This window comes from Frondihabitans peucedani (genome assembly GCF_039537585.1).
Lineage (GTDB): Bacteria > Actinomycetota > Actinomycetes > Actinomycetales > Microbacteriaceae > Frondihabitans > Frondihabitans peucedani.
Window position 1 is genome coordinate 1244844 of record NZ_BAABAU010000001.1, and the last position, 18751, is coordinate 1263594.

Sequence of the window (18751 nt, forward strand, 5' to 3'; positions counted from 1 at the left end):
CTAGAGGTGCAGGCCGAGCAGGACGGGCTCCGGCTGCAGGACGACGCCGAACTCGGCGGCGACCCGGCTCTGCACGTAGCGCGCCAGCTCCGCGACGTCCTCGGCGGTCGCACCGCCCCGGTTCGTGATCGCGAGCGTGTGCTTGGTCGAGATCGCAGCACCCGACCCGGGCAGGTGGAAGCCTCGGGGGACGCCCGCGTGCTCGATCAGCCAGGCGGCGCTGAGCTTCACGGGAGACGGGGTGCGGGCAGGCGGAGGCGCGGGGGTCTGCCCGAGCGGAACCGCGCGATCCTGCGGCTCCTCCTCGGTCTCCCAGCGGGGCGCGTCGACCGGGATGCCGTCGAGGGCGTCGCGGGCGACGATCGGGTTGGTGAAGAACGAGCCGCTGGAGAAGGTGTCGCGGTCGGACGGGTCGAGGACCATGCCCTTCGAGGCGCGGAGCTCGATCACGCGGGCCCGCACGTCGGCGAGCGGCACCCGGGCTCCGAGGGGCACGCCGAGCGCGCGGGCGAGCTGGTCGTAGGCGACGGGCTGCGACAGCCCGCCCTCGTCGGAGAGCCGGAACTCGACGGCGGTGACGACCCCGCGGCGCGCAGGATCGACCGGACCCGGCTTGAAGACGCTGGTCCGGTAGGCAAGCCCCAGGTTGGCCCGCGGGATGCGCACGAAGTCGAGGGTGTCGGCGTCGAGGAAGTCGACGCTCACCACGGTCTCCGACACCTCCTGGCCGTAGGCGCCGATGTTCTGCACGGGGGCGGCACCGGTCGAGCCGGGGATGCCGCTCAGCGCCTCGAGACCCGACCAGCCGCGCTCGACGGTCAGTGCGACGAGGGCCTCCCAGGGCTCGCCCGCTGCGACGCGGATGCGGACGTCGGTCGGGGCGTCGTCCGCCTCGCGCTCGAGGACCTCGACGCCCCGAGTGCCGACGCGGATCACGGTGCCGGGGAACCCCTCGTCGCTCGCGACGAGATTGGAGCCGCCGCCGAGGACGAACCACGGCTCGTCGCTCGAGAAGGCCTCGCGCGCCGCGGCGAGCAGCTTGTCACCGGTCGTCGCCTCGACGAGGCGCTCCGGCGGACCGCCGACACTCATGGTGGTCAGCTCGGCGAACGAGGTCACGCCCAGGCCACCCGCACCTGCGCCTTGCCGAGCACGGTGGCGCCCTCGAACGTCACGGTCAGGTCGATGCGGGCCGTGCCGGCCTCGGGGTCGACCTGACCGACCCTCGCCACGACCGTCAGGACGGCGCCGCGCTCGGGGTCGACGACGACCGGCCGGGTGAAGCGGACCTGGTAGTCGCTGACCCAGCCGCCGGGCTGCGGGGCTCGATCGCTCTCGAGCCACGAGACGACTGGCTGGACGGCGGTACCCATCGTGAGCATGCCGTGCGCGAGGACGCCGGGGAGCCCGACGGCCTCGGCCACGTCGTCGCGGTAGTGGATGGCGTTGAAGTCGCCGGACGCACCGGCGTAGCGGACCAGGGAGTCGCGGGTGAGCGTGAAGTCCTGCTCGGCCACGACCTGGCCGACCTCGAGCGCGGCGCTCACTCGTCACCCCGGACGACGAGGGTCGAGACCGTCGTGACGACGTGCTCCCCCGCCGAGTCGACCATGACCGACTCCGCGGTCACCATCGAGTGCCCGCCGAGCGACTTGACGCCCGAGACGGTGAGGGTGGCCGTGAGCTCGTCGCCGGCGACGATCGGGCGGGTGTAGCTGAAGCGCTGGTCGCCGTGGACGACGCGCGAGAAGTCGATCCCGGCGTCGGGTGCGGCGAGGAGCTGCTGCAGGGTCGCCTCCTGCACGACGATGGCGAAGGTCGGCGGAGCGACCACGTCGGCGTAGCCGGCGGCGCGCGCGGCCTCGGGGTCGATCGCGAGTCGGCTGGAGGACGAGGTGGCGCGAGCGAACTCGCGCACTTTCTCGCGACCGACGAGGTAGGGACTCACGGGCGGGAACGTCCGCCCCTGGAGCTCGGGGTTCACTGGCACGCGGGCAAGTCTAGGTCGTGGTCTCGAGTGCCTCCGGAATCCGCGCGGGGAGGCGGCCCCGACCCCTTTCCATACCAGGCCCGGCGGCGTAGAGTCACGGCAACGTCTGGGATGGTAACTCGACGTGAGCACCCGTTCTGACGACGCCGGAGAACGACCCTGGTTCTGATCCGCCGAGGATGCCATGGAGCATCCAAGGGGCGCGGGGTCGTCCGGGTGCAGGGTGCGCCCCGCCTCGTCCCGATGAGGCGGGGCGCACCGTTCCTCCCTCTTCCCGGCCCTAGGCTGGTCGGATGCTGAACCGGGTCCGCGATCTCGCGCTCTCGTCGCACCCCGGGCCCACCGCGGCCGTGACCGTCCTGTCGGGGCTCCTGGCCGCATCTCTCGGCTACCCGGTGGCGCGCGTGCTCGTGATCGCCCTCGCGATCCTGCTCGGCCAGCTCTCTATCGGCTTCTCGAACGACTGGATCGACGCGAGCCGCGACCGGGCGTCCGGCCGCTCCGACAAGCCCGTGGCCCAGGGGCTCGTCACCGTGGCGATGGTCCGGAGGGCCGCCGTGTCGACCGCCGTCGTGGCCCTGGCCGTCTCGGTGGCGTTCGGTCCGCGGGCGGCCGTGGCGCACGCGATCCTGATCGCCTCGGGCTGGGCCTACAACGCCGGCCTCAAGCGGACGCCGCTCTCGGTGCTGCCGTTCGTCGTGAGCTTCGGGATCCTGCCGGCGGTCGTCACGCTGGCCGGGCAGGAGGGCGTGCCGCCCGCCGCCTGGGCCGTCGCCGTCGGTGCCGTCTTCGGCGTGTCGATCCACTTCACGAACGTGCTTCCCGACCTCGCCGACGACGAGGCCACCGACGTCCGGGGCCTCCCGCACCGGCTCGGAGCGCGGATGTCTGGCCTCGTGGCGTTCGGCGCCCTCGTGGTCGCGGCGATCCTGACGCTCGTCGGTCCGCTCGTCGCCCACCCCGGCGCCGGTGTCTCGGCCGCCGCCGTGATCGGGCTCGTCGTGGCGGTGGCGATCGCGCTCTGGGGAGCCCGGCTCGTGGTCACCCGGGAGCCTGGGCGCCTGCTGTTCCGCCTCGTGATCCTGGCGTCGCTCGTCATCGCGATCGAGCTGGTCCTCAGCGGGACGAGGCTCGCCGGCTAGTCGACTCCGCGACCGGGGCCGCCACCGGCCGCCCGCCCGTCAGGCCCAGGCCATGGAGTACGACCGGGCGAGCAGTCGCTTCGCCGGGCTCGCGAGCACGAGGCCGAAGCCCGCGTCGCGCGTCACGCGGCGGATGCCCCCGGTGGGCCGACCCATCGCCATGTTCGCCTCCGCCTGCCGCGCGGCCCGACGGGCCACCCGCATCCTGCGCGCCTCGAACTCGTCGAGTGCCGGCCCGTCGAGGTGGTCGCGGCCGACTCCCCCGACCAGGATCGGCGCCAGCTCGACGGCGTCGAGCCAGCCGAGGTTCATGCCCTGCCCGCCGATGGGGCTGATCTCGTGACCGGCGTCGCCGATCAGGATCACGCGACCGTGCACGAGGCGCTCGGCCAGGCGTCGGCGGGTCGTGAACGAGCTGACCATCGTGCTGGTCGAGGGGTCGATCGGGCTCCCCGTCCGGGAGGTCACGAGCGCGGCGAACGACTCGGCCGTCACGCGGCCGGTCTCGCCGCCGGTGTGCGCGACGAAGCGGCGGAGCCCGCCGGGGAGGGGGAACGACTCGACGACGCCGCCGGGCTCGAGGAACACGACCGCGTCGTCGCCCTCGCCCGTGTCGTCGCGGAAGTCGCCCATGGCGAAGGGGTCGGCGTACACGCGGAGGCTCGCCCGGATGCCGAGGAGGTGCCGGACCGCGCTCCGGGCGCCGTCCGCGCCGACGACGAAGCGGGCCACCTCGAAGACGGCCTGACCGCCGGAGCGGCCGTGGAGCCTCACCGATCCGGGATCCATGTCGTCGAGCGAGACGAGCTCGACGCCGCGCTGCAGGGCGCCGGGGGCGAGCTCGGCGAGGCGCTCCTCGATGATCGCCTCGGTGCGGTGCTGCTGGAGCGACGCGACGAAGGGGAAGTCGTCGGAGACGCCCGAGAACGACACTGTGCCGAGGACGCGCCCGCTCGTCCTGGCGATGCCGCGTCGGATCTGGACGGCCTCGTCGGCGACCCGGTCGGCGACGCCGATCTGACTGAAGGCGGCGAGCGACGGCGGGTGCACCCCGATCGCGCGCGAGAGACCGGACGCCGCGGAGCGCTTCTCCCACACGACGACGTCGAGACCCCGCTCGGCGAGGAGCGCGGCGAGGAACACGCCGACCGGCCCGCCCCCGACCACGACGACGTCACGCACTCGGGACGGCTCTCCGCGCCGCGTCGAACGTCAGCAGCACGCGGAACGGCCACTGGCTCTCCACGCGCCACCCCTCGGGCGCCTCGCGTCGGAGCTCGCGCGGCGTGTAGCTCCGCCGGATCGACAGGAGACCGTCGTCGTGGATGAACGAGCCGCGGAACGTGCCGGTCGTGGCGACGGCGTACGCGGCGTACGCGAGACGCGCGCGAGCGATGTCGTTGTGGATGACGAGCCTCCGGGCCAGGTGTTCGCTGTCGCGCAGCAGCCCCTCGAGGGTGGCGGGCTCGAGGTGGTGCAGCACGTGGTTCGACACTACGAGGTCGAACTCGCGCCCCGCGTCAACCAGATCGCGACTCGCCGTCCGCTCGAAGACCACTCCAGGCAGCGGCGGCAGGGCCGAGGCGTAGGCGAAGGCCCGCTCGTCGGGATCGATCGCCGTGACCTCGACGGGATGGCCGTCCCTGGCTGCCCAGGTGGCCAGGCTGCGGGCGACGTCGCCGCCCCCGGACCCGATGTCGAGAATCGTGAGCGGGACGGCGGAGGCCCGGGCGAGCGGGGCGATCCTGCGCCGGTAGACAGCATGCCAGCCCGAGACGACGCGGTTGACGAGCGCGAAGTGGCCGTACGTCTTCGTCAGGGCGTCGTCGTCGCACTCGGGGTCGTCCATGAGCTCGAGCGCGCTGGTCTCGCGCCGGCGGAGATCGACGGCCGCGCTCATGCGGCCGGGTGCGGGACCGGCCGGCGGTGCGCCGAGGGCCGGTGCGACGGGGAGGCCGGGGCCTTCTCCCGCCGGAGTGTCAGGCGGGCGGACTCGACGGTGAGGCCGGGGCCGAAGGCGAGGGCGGCGACGTGCCGGGTGACACCGGGGCCGGGGGCGTCGTGCAGGATCCTGCGCAGGATGAAGAGGACGGTCGCGCTCGACATGTTCCCGAACTCGCGGAGGACGCCGCGCGACGGGGCCAGCTGCTCGTCCGACAGCTCGAGGGCGGTCTGCACGCGGTCGAGGATGCTCCGGCCGCCCGGGTGGATCGCCCAGGCGTCGACGTCGACGGGACGGGTGCTGCCGAGCAGGGGCTGCACGAACTCGCCGACGCTCTGGCCGATGATCCGGGGCACGTAGCTCGAGAGGACCATGTCGAAGCCGTGGTCGCCGATGGTCCAGGCCATCTCGTCGGCACCCTCGGTGATGACGGTGCTGCGGAACGCGTCGAGGTCGAGGACGGGCGTGCCCTCCGGTGCCAATCGGGCGGTGACGACCGCAGCTGCGGCTCCGTCGGCGAACACGGACGCGGCGACGATGGTGTCGGGGTCGTCCTCGACGTGGAGGTGGAGGGAGCAGAGCTCGACGCAGACCACCAGGACGACGGCCGACGGGTCGGCGCGGCAGAACTGCTCGGCCATGCGGAGCGCAGGGAAGGCCGCGTAGCAGCCCAGGAAACCGAGGTGGTAGCGCTGCGTCGACGGCGAGAGCCCCAGGCCGCGGACGACGGCGAGGTCGACGCCGGGTGCCGAGAAGCCGGTGCAGGAGGCGGTGATCACGTGGGTGACGTCGCCGGGGTCGAGATCGCGCGCCCCCTCGGAGCCGAGGGCCCTCGCCGCTGCGTCGACGGCGAGCGGCCCGGCGGAGGCGACGTAGACGTCGTTGCGCGCGCCGGTGCCCGGGGCCCTCTCGGCGGGCTCGAGATACGCAGGATGCGGGTTCTCGGCCGACGGGACGAGCTCGTCGAGCACGGTGTGGCGGGTGTCGATGGCGGAGGCGTCGAAGGCGGCGGTGACGAGACGCCGACCCAGCCGGCCGAAGACGCCGGTGCCGGCGAGGACGTCGCGGAGCTCGCTCTGGACGACGACGGGGGCGGGCACGGCGGTCTCGATGCTGCGGATGGCGACCATGCGTCATGGTATCTCCGGGCGGAGGGAACCGGTTCAGGGACGGGGCGGGGGTTGACGCGCCGACTGCGGCGGGACAGGCCGCCGGACGACCCCCGCCTCTGCGGCGCCTCTCGGTCAGGCGCCGCTGCGGCGCCTCTCGGTCAGGCGCCGCTGCTTGCATGAGCCCATGCCCCGAGCATCGCCGCCCCGGTCCGGCCTCCACCCCGTCGAGTGGCTCTGCGAGCTGGTCGGCACCGCCGTCGTCCTGCTCGTCGGCATCTCGGCCGTCTGCTTCGACATGGCGGGCTCCTCGCCGATCGGGGAGCTCCCGCACACGTGGCGGCTCCTCCTGACCGGGCTGGTCTTCGCCGGGACCGGCAGCCTGGTCGCCGTGAGCCCTCTCGGTCGACGCTCCGGGGCCCACCTGAACCCGGTCGTGACCCTCGCCTTCTGGACGCAGCGGAAGGTCCACTGGCACGACCTCGCGGGGTACACGGCCGCCCAGTGCGTCGGGGCCCTCCTCGGCACCCTCGTCGCGCACGGCCTCTGGCAGCACACCGCCGACACGGTCTCCGACGGCGCCACCAGCCCGGGCCCCGGCGTCCAGGACCTCGCGGCCGTCGCCCTCGAGGCCGGCATGACGGCGTGCCTCCTGCTGGCCATCCTGTTCATGACCAGCCACCGGCGGACCGCCCGCTTCACTCCCCTGCTGCTCTGGCTGCTCATCGCCGCGTTCGTCTGGCGGCTCTCCGCCTTCACCGGGACGAGCATGAACCCGGCGCGGAGCCTCGGGCCCGCCCTCGTCGCGCCCGACCTCGGCCCGTACTGGATCTACATCGCGGGGCCGCTGCTCGGCACAGCCGTCGCGGTCGGCCTCTTCGCGCTGGCTCGGAACGCGGACGTGCTGACCACGAAGCTGTTCCACGATCCGCGGTACCGGTCGACCATGGCGTCGACGCTCCCGATCGCGGGGGCGAATGCGCGGGATGCGCTGACGCTGAGAGACGGGCCACGACGGGCCTTGCGGTAGCGAGGGCGGGACTCGAACCCGCGACACCACGATTATGAGCCGTGTGCTCTAACCAACTGAGCTACCCCGCCGCACCGACCGGAGCCGGAGCCTCTCAGACGCGACCGATGAGACCGGCCCCGCCGTGATCGGCAGAGCCCCCTGTGGGAATCGGACCCACTACCTCTTCCTTACCAAGGAAGTGCTCTACCAATGAGCTAAGGGGGCGTGACCTGTTCGCCAGGGCCCTTCCGGCCCGGCGATTGGCACCAGACGACAATAGCAGGCTCAGGGGGCCTGCCGTGACACGTGACGCCGGAGGGACGGAACCCGCGCGGCGGCCGGGACCGCCGCGCGGGATGCGTCTAGGCCGAGACGGTCTCCGAGGCGGCGGTGAGCGCGTCGACCTCGTCGCCGGTGAGCTCCAGCGAGGCGGCCTCGAGGAGGTCGGGAAGCTGCTCGAGGGTGCGGGCGCTCGCGATCGGTGCGGCCACGGACGGCTGCGCGAGGAGCCAGGCGAGGGAGACGCTCGTGACGCTCGTGCCGTGACTCTCGGCGATCCTGTCGAGCTCGGCCAGCACGCGGCGGCCTCTGTCGTCGAGGTAGGCCGAGGCGCCCTCCGAGCGGGGGCTGTCGACCGAGACGCCGTCGCGGTACTTGCCGGTCAGGAAGCCGCTGGCGAGCGACGAGTAGGGCAGCACCGACACGTTCTCGGCGAGCGCCACCTCGGCGACCGTGGGCCCTCCGCCGCCGCCCTCGACGTCGTCGCGCTCGACGAGGCTGTACTTGTTCTGGATCGCCACGTACTTCGACAGGTTCTCCGACTCGGCGAAGCGGAGGGCCTGCTCGAGCCGCTGGCCGGAGAAGTTCGAGGCGCCGATCGTCCGGACCCTGCCCTGGTCGACCTGCTCGTGGAGAGCCTCGACGGCCTCCTCGACGGGACGGTCGGTGAAGTCGCGGTGGGCGTAGTAGAGGTCGATGCGGTCGGTCCCGAGGCGCTCGAGGGAGGCCTCGACGGCGCGGCGGACGACGTCCCGCGAGGTGCCCTCCGTGCCTCGGAGCATGCCGACCTTGGTCGCGATGACGAGGTCGTCGCGGTTGCCGCGGGCGGCCATCCAGCGGCCGATGATCGCCTCCGACTCCCCGCCGGAGTTGCCGGGGACCCAGGCCGAGTAGACGTCGGCGGTGTCGATGAAGTTGCCGCCGGCCGCGACGTACGCGTCGAGGACGGCGAAGGACGTCTCCTCGTCGGAGGTCCAGCCGAAGACGTTGCCGCCGAGGTTGATCGGGAAGACGCTGAGATCGCTCTCGCCGAGGGTGATCCTGGGGGCTTCTGTCATGAGTGTGCTCCTTCGTGTCGCGGGGGTCGTCCTCGAGACAACACCGACGGGCGCCCGGTGTTCCCGACCGGCTCCCAGGACCACCGGGGGCAGGATCGGGGCATGCACAGCATCGAGCTCCTCCTCGACCCGGCCACCGACGACGCCGTCCGCGGACAGTGGCGCCGGCTCGCGGACGCGGGTCTCCCCAGCCAGGCGCGGCACACGGGCGCCTCGAACGCCCCGCACGTCACCCTGGTGGCCGCCGAGACCCTGACCGACGCGCACGACGCCGAGCTGGAGGACCTGTTCCAGGCGCTCCCCCTGCGCGTCTCGTTCGGCGGACTCGTGGTCTTCGGGCGACCGCCGCGGGGGCTGGTGCTGGCCCGCGGGATCGCGGTGAGCGAGGCGATCCTGCGCCTGCAGAGACGCGTGCACGAGCTCGCGAGCGGCACTCCCGCCCTGGCCCCGCACGGAGTGGCCTCTCACGGCCTCCCGGGCGACTGGACGCCGCACGTGACGCTCGGGTCGCGATTGACGCCCGAGGAGCTCGCGCGCGCCGTCGAGGTGCTGGGCGAGGAGCCCGATCCTGCGACGGGGTCGTTCGTGGCGGCCCGCCGGTGGGACAGCACGGCGAAGTCGATCACCGCGCTCGGCGGCGCCCGAGGGGACGCTGCGACGGGCTAGGCGGCAGGCCGGTCGGACACGCGGGAGAGCTCCTCGAGCTCCGCTTGGGACAGGTCGATGCGCGCGGCGTCGAGCAGGGTCTCGAGCTGCGTCGTCGAGCGGGCGCTCGCGAGCGCCCCGACGACGTTCTGACGCGACGCCAGCCAGGCGATCGCGACGGCAGCAGGCGACACGCGGTGCCGCTCGGCGATGACCGTCATCGCGTCGAGGACCTCGGTGTTCTCGGGCGTCAGGTAGCTCATGGCCCGGCCGCCGCGGGGCGAGTCGCCGCGGGCGCCCTCGTCGCGGTACTTGCCGGTCAGGAACCCGCTCGCGAGCGACGAGTGCGGCAGGACCGCGAGCCCGAAGTGGTCGACGATCGGCGCGACATCGGTCTCGAAGTCGGCCCGGCGTACGAGGTTGTAGGCGGACTGCACGGCGGCGAAGGGGTGCAGGTGCTCGCTGTCGGCGATGGCGAGGGCCTGGCGGAGGCGCCTACCGGTGTAGTTCGACGCCGCCGGGTAGCGGATCTTGCCCTCGTCGACCAGCTCGCTGAGCGCGGCGACGGTCTCGTCGAGCGGGGTCTCGTCGTCGTCGAAGTGGGCGAAGTACAGGTCGATGCGGTCGGTCCGGAGCCGTCGGAGCGACGCCTCCACCCCGCGGCGGATGCTGTCGCGCGTCAGCCCCGGCGCATCGGGGTGCTGGCCGACCTTCGTGCTCAGGATGACGCGGTCGCGGTTTCCGGGCCGGGCCAGCCAGCGCCCGATGATGGTCTCCGACTCCCCGCCGGAGTTGCCGGGAAGCCACACCGAGTAGACGTCCGCCGTGTCGATGACGGTGCCCCCGTCGGCCGTGAACTCGTCGAGGATCGCCAGAGCGGTCGGAGCCCCCACCGTCCACCCGAAGACGTTGGTGCCGAGCGCGAGGGGGAAGGGCCGTTCGTGCTCGGGGAAGAGGTCGGGGAGGAGGATCAGAGGGTCCAATCGTCGGGTCGACCCACGATATCCGATGCACAGGCAGCCCTCGCGCGACTGTTCGCAATGCGCGATCCTGCGCCGCCCCGCTGTCGTATCGTGTGAGCATGTCCCTCGACGCGACCGCCATGCCGACCGACCCCGACGAGACCTCCGCGGTCGCCGAGCCCCTGACCGAGGTCGACACGCGCGACGAGTGGTGGCGGACCGCGGTGATCTACCAGATCTACCCTCGCTCGTTCGCCGACAGCGACGGCGACGGGATCGGCGACCTGCCCGGCATCACGACGCGTCTCGACTCCCTCGCCGACCTCGGCGTCGACGCGATCTGGCTGTCGCCGTTCTACACGTCCCCCCAGAAGGACGCCGGCTACGACGTGGCCGACTACTGCGACGTCGACCCCCTGTTCGGAACGCTCGACGACTTCGACGCCCTGCGCGCCAAGGCCACGGACCTCGGCCTGCGAGTGATCGTCGACATCGTGCCGAACCACTCCTCCAGCGCGCACCGGTGGTTCCAAGAGGCTCTGGCAGCCGCCCCGGGGTCGCCCGAGCGGGCGCGCTACCTCTTCCGCGACGGGCGCGGCGCCGACGGCGAGCTGCCGCCCAACAACTGGCAGTCCGTCTTCGGCGGCGAGGCCTGGACCCGCATCACCGAGCCCGACGGGACCCCCGGGCAGTGGTACCTCCACCTGTTCGACTCGTCGCAGCCCGACTTCGACTGGAAGAACCCGTGGGTCCGCGAGCAGTTCCTCCAGATCCTGCGCTTCTGGCTCGACCGCGGCGTCGACGGGTTCCGTGTCGACGTGGCCCACGGCATGATCAAGCGCGCCGGCCTGCCCGACTACACTCCGCCCGCCGAGAGCGGCAGCATGGGCGGCGGGCAGTCCGACGCCGAGACGCCGCCCTACTGGGGGCAGGAGGGCGTGCACGAGATCTACCGGTCGTGGCGCGCACTTCTCGAGACCTACTCGGGCGACCGCATCCTGGTCGCCGAGGCCTGGGTCGAGCCGCTGTCGAAGCTGGCCGACTGGGTGCGCCCCGACGAGATGCAGCAGGCCTTCAACTTCTTGTACCTCGAGAGCGGCTGGTCGGCTCCGTCGATCAAGCGCGTCGTCGACTCCTCCATCGAGGTCTTCGCCTCGGTCGGCGCCCCGTCGACCTGGGTGCTGTCGAACCACGACGTCGTCCGGCACGCCTCGCGCCTCGCCCTGACCGCCGAGAACCCGCAGGGCTACGGCATCGGACCGAAGACCAAGGGCCTGCCCGACCGCGCCACCGGTCTCGCCCGCGCCCGGGCGGCCAGCGCCGTCATGCTGGCGCTCCCAGGATCCGCCTACCTCTACCAGGGCGAGGAGCTGGGCCTGCCCGAGGCGATCGACCTCCCCGACGACGCGCGGCAGGATCCCACCTGGTTCCGCACCCACGGCGAGCGCTACGGCCGCGACGGCTGCCGCGTCCCGCTCCCGTGGGAGGCGGCGTCGCCGGCGTTCGGCTTCAACACCACCGGGGAGTCGTGGCTCCCCCAGCCCGACGACTGGTCGGTCTACGCCCGCGACACCGAGACCGGTGACCCGGCGTCGACGCTCGAGCTGTACCGCCTGGCGCTCGACACCCGGTCGCGCTTCTCGCTCGGCTCAGGATCGGTGGAGTGGCTGAGCGGGTACGGACCGGACGTCGTGGCCTTCCGCAACGGCGAGGTGACCGTGATCGCGAACACCGGCACGGTGCCGGTCGAGCTGCCCGTCGCGGAGGAGCTGCTGGCGACGGTGCCGCTCGACGGCGCGGCGCTGCCCGCCGACGCGGCGGTGTGGCTGCGCGGCTGACGGTTCTGCTGCTGCGGCCGCTGTAGGCGCCGCTACTGCCGCTGCTACTGCCGCTGCTGCGGGGGCGGCTGCTGCGGTCGGCGCCGCGCGTCGGCATCGGCACCGGTCCGCGGACAGGTGCCGTGGCCGACCTGCGGCGCCGTGCAGGCACGACGGGATGAAGCGGGCGTCAGCCGACGGTCGCGTCAGCGCTGGCCGGCGTTGGCCTCGAGCCAGGGGTACGGGTCGACCGGGACGCCGTCGATGTGGATCTCGAAGTGGAGGTGGGCGCCGGTGCTGTTGCCCGTCGAGCCGACGAGGCCGACGATCTGGCCGACCTTGACCTGCTGGCCCTCGGTGACGCGGATGGACCCGGCGATCATGTGGGCGTAGACGCTCGTGATCTTCTTGCCGCCGATGGTGTGCTCGATCCACACGTTGTAGCCGAGTGCGCCGGAGCCCTGGTCGACCTTCGAGACCGTGCCGTCGGCGATGATCTGGATCGGCGAGCCCGCACCCGGGACGAAGTCGAGCCCCTCGTGGAATGTCGAGCAGAAGCTGCAGTTGGCGACCTGCCGGGCTCCGAAGCCGCTCGAGATCGGCACGCCGACGGCGAACGGCCACTGCACAGCGGCGGTCGAGTCGTTCGTGAAGGCGCCGGTGCTGGTGTTCTTGATCGCCTGGACCTTCGAGGTGACCGAGTACCCGTCACGGTCGAGGTCTTCGCTGCTGATCGCCCCGGACGCGACGAAGTCCTGGCCGCCGACGGCGGCGGCACCGCCGGGGGTGGTGCCGGCCTCGGCGGCGGCGGCCAGCTTGACCGCGACGTGCTCGGGTGTGTCGACGAAGTAGGCGTTGGCCGGGACCGAGGTGGAGACGATGGTGGCCCCGACGAAGAGCATGGCCGCGGCGACGCCCCAGCGGGTCGTGCGCTGCGCCGCGGTCTGGCGCCGCGCACCGCCCGAGAGGGCGGTGGTGCGCCGGCCGGCGGAGCTGCGCGGGCTGCGCTTGGCGGCCGGGGCGGCGTGCGGGCGGCCAGGGCGCTCCGCGGCGCGAGATTCGCGACGGCCGACGAGACCCTCGACGACGGCGGGCCCGTCGACCGGGGCGGGGAGGCCCGGGCCAGCGACGACGGACGGCTCCGAGCCCACCGACGTGATGCTCGGGGTGTCGGCGATCGGGCTGGCGGCACTGGCGTCGGCGGCACCGGTGCTGTCGGACGAGGCTGTTGGGACACTGGAGACCGGGGCGGAGCCGTGCCCGGCAGCGAGCGCAGCGGCGCGCTCGAGAGCGCGGGCCTCGCGGCGGGTCATCGGAACGACCGTGGTCTCAGCCGGACGCTCCGACGTCGGGTCGTCGGACGCGCGGGGAGCGGCGCCCTCGGATTCGGCGGCAGGTCGGAGCGTCGTCACAGAGTCGATTCCTCGGGGGTCGGGGTCGTGTTGGGCTTGTTCGTCTGGCTCGTGGTGAGACCTACGTGCACACGCAGAGATCATCACCAGGAGGTCACACCGGAAGCGGGCCCCGAGACGTGAGGCCGGCGCTGCCGTGGCGGCGACTTGTCCAGTGTAGCGAACGATGGCCGGGATGGCCAGGCGTGATACTCCAATACGGAGGCGAGTCGGAGGTGGGATGCCCCGATCCTGCGCTCAGAAGCCGGACTCGGCCAGCGCCTCGGCGAGTTCGTCCGACACGGCGGGCGAGGACGCAAAGGTGAGGTCGCGGCTGGCCCGAGCCCCGCTCGGGGTGAGGACGACGGCACCCGCCTCCTCGGCTACGAGCACGCCGGCGGCGTGGTCCCAGGGGTGCAGGCCGCGTTCGACGTAGGCGTCGAGGCGCCCGGCCGCGACGGAGCAGAGGTCGAGGGAGGCGGCGCCGATCCTGCGCACGTCGCGGACCCGCCCGAGCAGGATGGCGAGCCGCCGGCCCTGCTCGACGCGGCGCGCAGGATCGTACGAGAACCCGGTGCCGAGGAGCGCCTGCGACAGAGAGGCGGGCGTCGACACGGCGAGCGGCACGGCGGTCGCGTCCGCGTCGGCGCCGGCACCGTGCGTGCGCAGGTGCGCGCCGCCGCCGCGGGTGGCCGTGAACTCCTCGCCGGATGCGGGGTTGTAGACGCACGCGGCGAGGGCTCGCCAGGTGAGCGGGTCGGGCTCGCCCTCGACGACGGCGATGCTCACGGCGTAGGTCGGGATGCCGTAGAGGAAGTTGACGGTCCCGTCGATCGGGTCGACGATCCAGGTGAGGCCGGTGGTCGAGCGGGCGGCGTCGCTCTCCTCGCCGTAGAACCCGTCGCCGGGGCGCTCCTCGGCGAGACGGCGGCGGATGAGCGCCTCGACCTCGCGGTCGGCGTGCGTGACGATGTCGACGTCGCTCGACTTCCGGTCGGCGACCTCGACGCCCTCGGCCCGGCGCCGCGCCGCGAGAGCGCCGGCCTCGCGAGCGATGGAGCGGGCGGTGGCCAGGAGTTCGTCGTGGGGCATGGGGCCTCTCTCGTCGCCGAACGACGAAGGGCCCCGAGCGCACGTGCACGCGGGGCCCTTCGAGCGGGTGGCAAGTGAGGGATTCGAACCCCCGAAGGCTACGCCGGCTGATTTACAGTCAGATCCCTTTGGCCGCTTGGGTAACTTGCCAGATGCGCACTCGACCGATGTGATCATCAACCGAAGGCGCCCGTCAACAATACAGCCTCGGCGGGGCGCTCACGACCACGCGTCGTCGGCCTCTCCTCCACAGCCGCCTTCCCGGCGGAATCGTCCCCGACTCCGCGGGTCGGCCGACCCGCGGCGGCGCGCTGTCGGGCAGTGTCCACTGATGCACCCGGCACTCGAGTCCGCTCTCGATCAGAACGACGGGGTGCTCCTCCCGGGCGATCGAGCCGAGTCGCTGGTCGGGCGGGGAGCACTCCAGCAGGCGGTCTCCCTCGGGGAGGTGCTCCGCGTGCGGCGGGGCGTCTACGCGCACGCGGCGGTCGACCGCGAGATCGTCCGCGCCTCCCGCGTCGGCGGCGTCCTCGCGGGTCACTCGGCGTGCCGGCTCCTGGGGCTGTGGCGACTACCGGCGCCCGAGGGCGACGCGCTCGTCGTCAGTGTGCCGGCGACGACGGGGCGCCTCCGTGATCCCGACGACCCCTCGAGGCCGCTCGCCCGCCGGTCAGGACGAGTGCGGGTCCTTCACGACGCGCAGCGACTCGACCCTCAGCGGGAGCGCCTCGTGGTCGGCGTCGCGACCTGCGTCACGCAGGTGATCCGGATGCACAGCCCCGAGCTCGGTCTCGCGGTCCTCGACTCGAGCCTCCGGCTCCCGGAGCACCGCCGGCCGCTCCTGAACGACCTCCGGGAACACCTGCCGGCGCGCTGCTCGAGAGTCCTCGCCCTCGCGGACGCCCGCGCGGAGTCGGGGACCGAGTCGATCCTGCGCTGGCGGCTCACCGAGGCCGGCATCCCGTTCGTCATCCAGGAGTGACTGAGCCCCTCGATCCGCGTCGACTTCGTGGTCGCGGGCCGGCTCGTGGTCGAGTGCACGAGCTTCGAGTACCACGCTTCGCCTCAGCAGTACCGGCTGGATCGAGACCGCATCGCCGCAGTGGTCCGGCTGGGCTTCGGCGTCCTCGAGCTCACCTACCACCAGGTGCTCTTCGCGTGGGACGAGGTGCTCGAGACGATCGAGGCGGCCCTCGCCTTCGCCACTGCAGGAAGAACTGCAGGCCGGAGGCACTTCATGCGGATCGGAGGGGGTCCATCCGAAAATCTCCTGCATTGGCGAGACGACTAAGCTGGACGGCATGGCAGACAGCTCATTCGACGTGGTCAGCAAGGTCGACTCGATGGAGGCCGACAACGCGCTCAACCAGGCGCGCAAGGAGGTCGAGCAGCGCTACGACTTCAAGAACGTCGGCGCCTCGATCGAGACGAGCGGCGAGAAGGTCCTGATCAAGGCCAGCACCGAGGAGCGCGCCAAGGCCGTGCTCGACGTGTACGAGTCGAAGCTCATCAAGCGCGGCATCTCGCTCAAGAGCATCGACGCCGGCGAGCCCTACGCCAGCGGCAAGGAGTACCGCATCGAGGTCTCCATGAAAGACGGAATCGACCAGGAGCACGCGAAGAAGATCAACAAGCTAATCCGCGACGAGGCGCCGAAGGGTGTCAAGAGCCAGATCCAGGGCGACGAGCTCCGCGTGCAGTCGAAGAGCCGCGACGACCTCCAGGCGACGATGGCGCTGCTCAAGGGCGCCGACCTCGACGTCTCGCTGCAGTTCGTCAACTTCCGCTAGGCCGGAAGCCGCCCGCCCACCAGACGGGCGACAGCTCCGACGACGGTCTCGAGCGGGCCCGAGCGACCGCGCCAAGCGAGGCCGAGAGCGCAGGATCCCGCCGCGAACGCGACCAGCACACCGGCATCGCCCGCCGGTCCGAGGCCGTCCAGGAAGCCCGAGTGGTACAGCACGGCGAGCACCAGCAGGTGTGCCGAGTACACCGTCAGCGGCATCGCGCCGATGGCGGCCAGCAGCCGCAGGGGCAGCCGCCCGGCCGCTCCGAGCCGCCCTGCCGCTCCGGGCCCTCCGGCCGCTCCCAGCCCTCCGGCCGCTCCAAGGTCGAGACCGGCGAGGAGCCCGCAGACGCCGATCACCGCCAGAGCCACCCCGATCGAGCCGAGCATGTCGACGAGCGTCGAGGAGTGCGGCTCCGACGCGAAGACGTAGTCGCGGAGCCCGGTCGCAGCCTGGCCGTACGAGAAGGCGCCGCCCGGCGTCACCGCCTCGCCGAGCGAGTAGACGGCTATGGCGAGTGCGGCTCCCCCGCCGGCGAGCAGCCGGAGGGTCCGCTTCGATGAGAGGTCGGACCGGCCGACGGCCAGGCCGACGAGCAGGTATGCGGCGAACACGGGCAGCGGGTAGTAGAGCAGCACCTGCTGCGTCGTCTGGCCGGAGATCGCGAGCTCGGGCAGGAAGATCAGCAGCAGCGGCAGCCCGACGACCGCGAGGCCGGCCGCGGTGCCGAGGAGGGCGCCGCGCCGCCACGACAGCGCCGGGAGCAGTACCAGGAAGAGCAGGCCGTAGGTCGGCAGGATCACCGCCACCGGGGTCTGCAGCTGGATGAGCGCGAACCCGACGAGCGCGACCAGGACGCCGCGGACCGCGATCCTGCGCCTGGCGATCGTCAGTCCGCGGCCGCGCACCGGTCGGTCGCGACCGGTCACCAGGGCGAGCGAGACACCGGCGAGGACGGCGAAGAGCACCGACGAGCGACCGGCCGCGATCGCCCACCAGGTGCTCGGGTCGGTCCAGACGAGGATCTGATCGACGTTCGTGAGGTGCGCCGTGAACATGCCGAGCAGTGCCAGTCCGCGCGCCGCGTCGACGCCCACCAGGCGGTCCGCCCGGCGGGGCGGCGTCGACACGACGGCGGCCGTGGTCACGTGATCGTCACTCTCCGCGCGAGACCTTTACCATCTCGTCGCGCGGCACGACCTTGATGCGCACGCGGCCCTCGGGCTCGCCGAGCGCCATCTCGTGCTGGTCGAGGCGGTGCCAGCCGTCGAGGTCGGTGTACTCGACGCCGCGGGAGCGGAGCAGCTCGTCGACGGCCTCGGGCTCGGGCGAAGCCGGGGTCCACCAGTTGGCCTGGTCGGTGAGGACGTGCTGGACGGTCTCCATCGCGTCGCTCTTCGTGTGGCCGATGAGGCCGACCGGGCCGCGCTTGATCCAGCCGGTGGCATAGACGCCGGGGACGATCTGGTCGTCGTCGTCGATGACCTGGCCCTCGTGGTTCGGGATCACGCCGCGCTTCTCGTCGAACGGGATGCCGTCGAGCGGCGAGCCGAAGTAGCCGACGGCGCGGTAGAGCGCCTGGAGCTCGACGGTGCGGAACTCGCCGGTGCCCTCGACGCCGCCGGCGCCGTCGGGCCGCGTGCGCTCGTAGGTGAGGCCGGTGACACGGCCGTCCTCGCCCTCGACCCGGACCGGCTTGGCGTAGAAGTGCAGGTGCAGGCGGCGCGACGCCTGCCCGACCTCGCGCTGGCGCCACTGGTTCAGCACCTTGTCGATGACGAAGACCTGCTTGTTGGTGGCGACGGCGTTCTTGGAGGCCTCGTCGTAGTCGAAGTCCTCGTCGTGGACGATCATGTCGACGTCGTTCAGCTCACCGAGCTCGCGCAGCTCGAGCGGGGTGAACTTCACCTGCGCAGGACCGCGGCGCCCGAAGACGTGCACGTCGGTCACCGGGGACGCCTTCAGGCCCTCGTACACGTTCGCCGGGATCTCGGTGGGCAGGAGGTCGTCGGCGTGCTTGGCCAGGATGCGCGACACGTCGAGGGCGACGTTGCCGACGCCCACGACGCCCACGGACTGCGCCTCGAGCGGCCAGGTGCGCGGGACATCGGGGTGGCCGTCGAACCACGACACGAAGTCGGCGGCGCCGTAGCTGCCCTCGAGGTCGATGCCGGGGATGTCGAGGTCGGCGTCTTTGATCGCGCCGGTCGAGAAGATGACGGCGTTGTAGTGCTTCTTGAGGTCGTCGAGCGTGATGTCGACGCCGTAGCGGACGTTGCCGAAGATGCGGATGTCCCCCCGGTCGAGCACGTCGCGGAGGGCGGTGATGATGCCCTTGATACGGGGGTGGTCGGGGGCCACGCCGTAGCGGACCAGACCGTAGGGCGCGGGGAGCTGCTCGAACAGGTCGATCGAGACGCCGTGCTGGCGCTCGGCTCGGAGGATGATGTCTGCGGCGTAGATGCCGGCGGGGCCGGCTCCGACGATGGCCAAACGCAGGTTGCTCACGTAGTGGTCACTCTCTG

Annotated in this window: 19 protein-coding genes and 3 tRNA genes; 7 read left to right on the top strand and 15 right to left on the bottom strand. The window is 72.4% G+C overall.

Translation table 11 applies throughout. The features are described 5' to 3' along the window. From ABD733_RS05700 to ABD733_RS05710, 3 genes are read right to left on the bottom strand one after another with little or no spacing between them, the layout of a single operon-like run. A complete protein-coding gene (locus ABD733_RS05700) occupies positions 1-1119 on the bottom strand; it encodes a UDP-N-acetylmuramate dehydrogenase (protein ID WP_344794047.1) in 1119 nt (372 codons plus the stop codon). Further along, complete coding sequence (locus ABD733_RS05705) at positions 1116-1547, bottom strand: MaoC/PaaZ C-terminal domain-containing protein (protein ID WP_344794048.1); 432 nt, start codon at positions 1545-1547, stop codon at positions 1116-1118. Before ABD733_RS05705 ends, ABD733_RS05700 begins: the two co-directional genes overlap by 4 nt. Next, entirely contained in the window at positions 1544-1990 is a 447-nt protein-coding gene (locus tag ABD733_RS05710; protein WP_344794049.1) for an FAS1-like dehydratase domain-containing protein, read from the bottom strand. The genes ABD733_RS05705 and ABD733_RS05710 overlap by 4 nt, the downstream gene beginning before the upstream one ends. 293 nt (positions 1991-2283) lie before the next feature. On the opposite strand from ABD733_RS05710, the gene ABD733_RS05715 reads away from it, so the two are divergent. Then, entirely contained in the window at positions 2284-3132 is an 849-nt protein-coding gene (locus ABD733_RS05715; RefSeq protein ID WP_344794050.1) for a UbiA family prenyltransferase, read from the top strand. Between the two features lie 39 nt (positions 3133-3171). On the opposite strand, the gene ABD733_RS05720 is transcribed toward ABD733_RS05715, so the two are convergent. From ABD733_RS05720 to ABD733_RS05730, 3 genes are read right to left on the bottom strand one after another with little or no spacing between them, the layout of a single operon-like run. Next, positions 3172-4314: an FAD-dependent oxidoreductase gene (locus ABD733_RS05720; protein WP_344794051.1), complete on the bottom strand. Its 1143-nt coding sequence runs from the start codon at positions 4312-4314 to the stop codon at positions 3172-3174. Further along, positions 4307-5032 (bottom strand): methyltransferase domain-containing protein, encoded by a 726-nt coding sequence (locus ABD733_RS05725; protein WP_344794052.1) that lies wholly within the window; start codon positions 5030-5032, stop codon positions 4307-4309. The genes ABD733_RS05720 and ABD733_RS05725 overlap by 8 nt, the downstream gene beginning before the upstream one ends. Further along, positions 5029-6204, bottom strand: coding sequence for a type III polyketide synthase (locus ABD733_RS05730; RefSeq protein ID WP_344794053.1), 1176 nt, complete (start codon positions 6202-6204; stop codon positions 5029-5031). Before ABD733_RS05730 ends, ABD733_RS05725 begins: the two co-directional genes overlap by 4 nt. 166 nt (positions 6205-6370) lie before the next feature. Between ABD733_RS05730 and ABD733_RS05735 the strand changes: the two genes are divergently transcribed. Further along, positions 6371-7213 carry an MIP/aquaporin family protein gene (locus ABD733_RS05735; RefSeq protein WP_344794054.1) on the top strand — a complete coding sequence of 281 codons (843 nt, stop codon included), beginning with the start codon at positions 6371-6373 and terminating at the stop codon, positions 7211-7213. Here ABD733_RS05735 and ABD733_RS05740 read toward each other — a convergent pair. The 3 genes from ABD733_RS05740 to ABD733_RS05750 form a co-directional block, all read right to left on the bottom strand. Beyond that, a tRNA-Met gene (locus ABD733_RS05740) sits at positions 7211-7284 on the bottom strand. The two genes, ABD733_RS05735 and ABD733_RS05740, sit on opposite strands and share 3 nt — an antisense overlap. 64 nt (positions 7285-7348) lie before the next feature. Next, positions 7349-7420, bottom strand: a tRNA-Thr gene (locus tag ABD733_RS05745). Between the two features lie 137 nt (positions 7421-7557). Beyond that, on the bottom strand, positions 7558-8532 hold the full coding sequence (locus tag ABD733_RS05750) for an aldo/keto reductase (protein ID WP_344794055.1): 975 nt from the start codon (positions 8530-8532) through the stop codon (positions 7558-7560). A 102-nt stretch (positions 8533-8634) separates the two neighbouring features. On the opposite strand from ABD733_RS05750, the gene ABD733_RS05755 reads away from it, so the two are divergent. Beyond that, positions 8635-9198 (top strand): 2'-5' RNA ligase family protein, encoded by a 564-nt coding sequence (locus tag ABD733_RS05755; RefSeq protein WP_344794056.1) that lies wholly within the window; start codon positions 8635-8637, stop codon positions 9196-9198. Here the strand turns inward: ABD733_RS05755 and ABD733_RS05760 are convergent. After that, a complete protein-coding gene (locus ABD733_RS05760) occupies positions 9195-10160 on the bottom strand; it encodes an aldo/keto reductase (protein WP_344794057.1) in 966 nt (321 codons plus the stop codon). The two genes, ABD733_RS05755 and ABD733_RS05760, sit on opposite strands and share 4 nt — an antisense overlap. Before the next feature lie 98 nt (positions 10161-10258). Here ABD733_RS05760 and ABD733_RS05765 point away from each other — a divergent pair, with 98 nt between their 5' ends. Continuing rightward, the gene (locus tag ABD733_RS05765) at positions 10259-11977 is read left to right on the top strand and encodes a glycoside hydrolase family 13 protein (protein ID WP_344794058.1); all 1719 of its coding nucleotides are present in this window, start codon (positions 10259-10261) and stop codon (positions 11975-11977) included. Between the two features lie 185 nt (positions 11978-12162). Here the strand turns inward: ABD733_RS05765 and ABD733_RS05770 are convergent, their stop codons facing one another. The 3 genes from ABD733_RS05770 to ABD733_RS05780 form a co-directional block, all read right to left on the bottom strand. After that, the gene (locus ABD733_RS05770; protein WP_344794059.1) at positions 12163-13368 is read right to left on the bottom strand and encodes a peptidoglycan DD-metalloendopeptidase family protein; all 1206 of its coding nucleotides are present in this window, start codon (positions 13366-13368) and stop codon (positions 12163-12165) included. A 237-nt stretch (positions 13369-13605) separates the two neighbouring features. Further along, the gene (locus tag ABD733_RS05775) at positions 13606-14439 is read right to left on the bottom strand and encodes an inositol monophosphatase family protein (protein ID WP_344794060.1); all 834 of its coding nucleotides are present in this window, start codon (positions 14437-14439) and stop codon (positions 13606-13608) included. A gap of 68 nt (positions 14440-14507) precedes the next feature. After that, positions 14508-14589 (bottom strand) — tRNA-Tyr (locus ABD733_RS05780). A 181-nt stretch (positions 14590-14770) separates the two neighbouring features. On the opposite strand from ABD733_RS05780, the gene ABD733_RS05785 reads away from it, so the two are divergent. The 3 genes from ABD733_RS05785 to ABD733_RS05795 are packed head-to-tail and all read left to right on the top strand — an operon-like array spanning position 14771 to position 16229. Then, entirely contained in the window at positions 14771-15421 is a 651-nt protein-coding gene (locus ABD733_RS05785; RefSeq protein WP_344794061.1) for a hypothetical protein, read from the top strand. Between the two features lie 27 nt (positions 15422-15448). Next, complete coding sequence (locus ABD733_RS05790) at positions 15449-15730, top strand: hypothetical protein (RefSeq protein ID WP_344794062.1); 282 nt, start codon at positions 15449-15451, stop codon at positions 15728-15730. 10 nt (positions 15731-15740) lie between these two features. Further along, on the top strand, positions 15741-16229 hold the full coding sequence (locus tag ABD733_RS05795; RefSeq protein WP_344794063.1) for a YajQ family cyclic di-GMP-binding protein: 489 nt from the start codon (positions 15741-15743) through the stop codon (positions 16227-16229). On the opposite strand, the gene ABD733_RS05800 is transcribed toward ABD733_RS05795, so the two are convergent. Together ABD733_RS05800 and ABD733_RS05805 are read right to left on the bottom strand one after the other, a co-directional pair. Next, entirely contained in the window at positions 16226-17374 is a 1149-nt protein-coding gene (locus ABD733_RS05800; RefSeq protein ID WP_344794064.1) for a heparan-alpha-glucosaminide N-acetyltransferase domain-containing protein, read from the bottom strand. The genes ABD733_RS05795 and ABD733_RS05800 overlap by 4 nt on opposite strands. Before the next feature lie 7 nt (positions 17375-17381). Continuing rightward, entirely contained in the window at positions 17382-18734 is a 1353-nt protein-coding gene (locus ABD733_RS05805; protein ID WP_344794065.1) for a ferredoxin--NADP reductase domain-containing protein, read from the bottom strand. Between the last annotated feature and the right edge of the window lie 17 nt (positions 18735-18751).

Coding starts and splice junctions, on each gene's coding strand:
- ABD733_RS05715 (WP_344794050.1), top strand. CDS start 2,284: ATGCTGAACCGGGTCCGCGATCTCGCGCTCTCGTCGCACCCCGGGCCC.
- ABD733_RS05725 (WP_344794052.1), bottom strand. CDS start 5,032: ATGAGCGCGGCCGTCGATCTCCGCCGGCGCGAGACCAGCGCGCTCGAG.
- ABD733_RS05730 (WP_344794053.1), bottom strand. CDS start 6,204: ATGGTCGCCATCCGCAGCATCGAGACCGCCGTGCCCGCCCCCGTCGTC.
- ABD733_RS05735 (WP_344794054.1), top strand. CDS start 6,371: ATGCCCCGAGCATCGCCGCCCCGGTCCGGCCTCCACCCCGTCGAGTGG.
- ABD733_RS05750 (WP_344794055.1), bottom strand. CDS start 8,532: ATGACAGAAGCCCCCAGGATCACCCTCGGCGAGAGCGATCTCAGCGTC.
- ABD733_RS05755 (WP_344794056.1), top strand. CDS start 8,635: ATGCACAGCATCGAGCTCCTCCTCGACCCGGCCACCGACGACGCCGTC.
- ABD733_RS05765 (WP_344794058.1), top strand. CDS start 10,259: ATGTCCCTCGACGCGACCGCCATGCCGACCGACCCCGACGAGACCTCC.
- ABD733_RS05775 (WP_344794060.1), bottom strand. CDS start 14,439: ATGCCCCACGACGAACTCCTGGCCACCGCCCGCTCCATCGCTCGCGAG.
- ABD733_RS05785 (WP_344794061.1), top strand. CDS start 14,771: ATGCACCCGGCACTCGAGTCCGCTCTCGATCAGAACGACGGGGTGCTC.
- ABD733_RS05795 (WP_344794063.1), top strand. CDS start 15,741: ATGGCAGACAGCTCATTCGACGTGGTCAGCAAGGTCGACTCGATGGAG.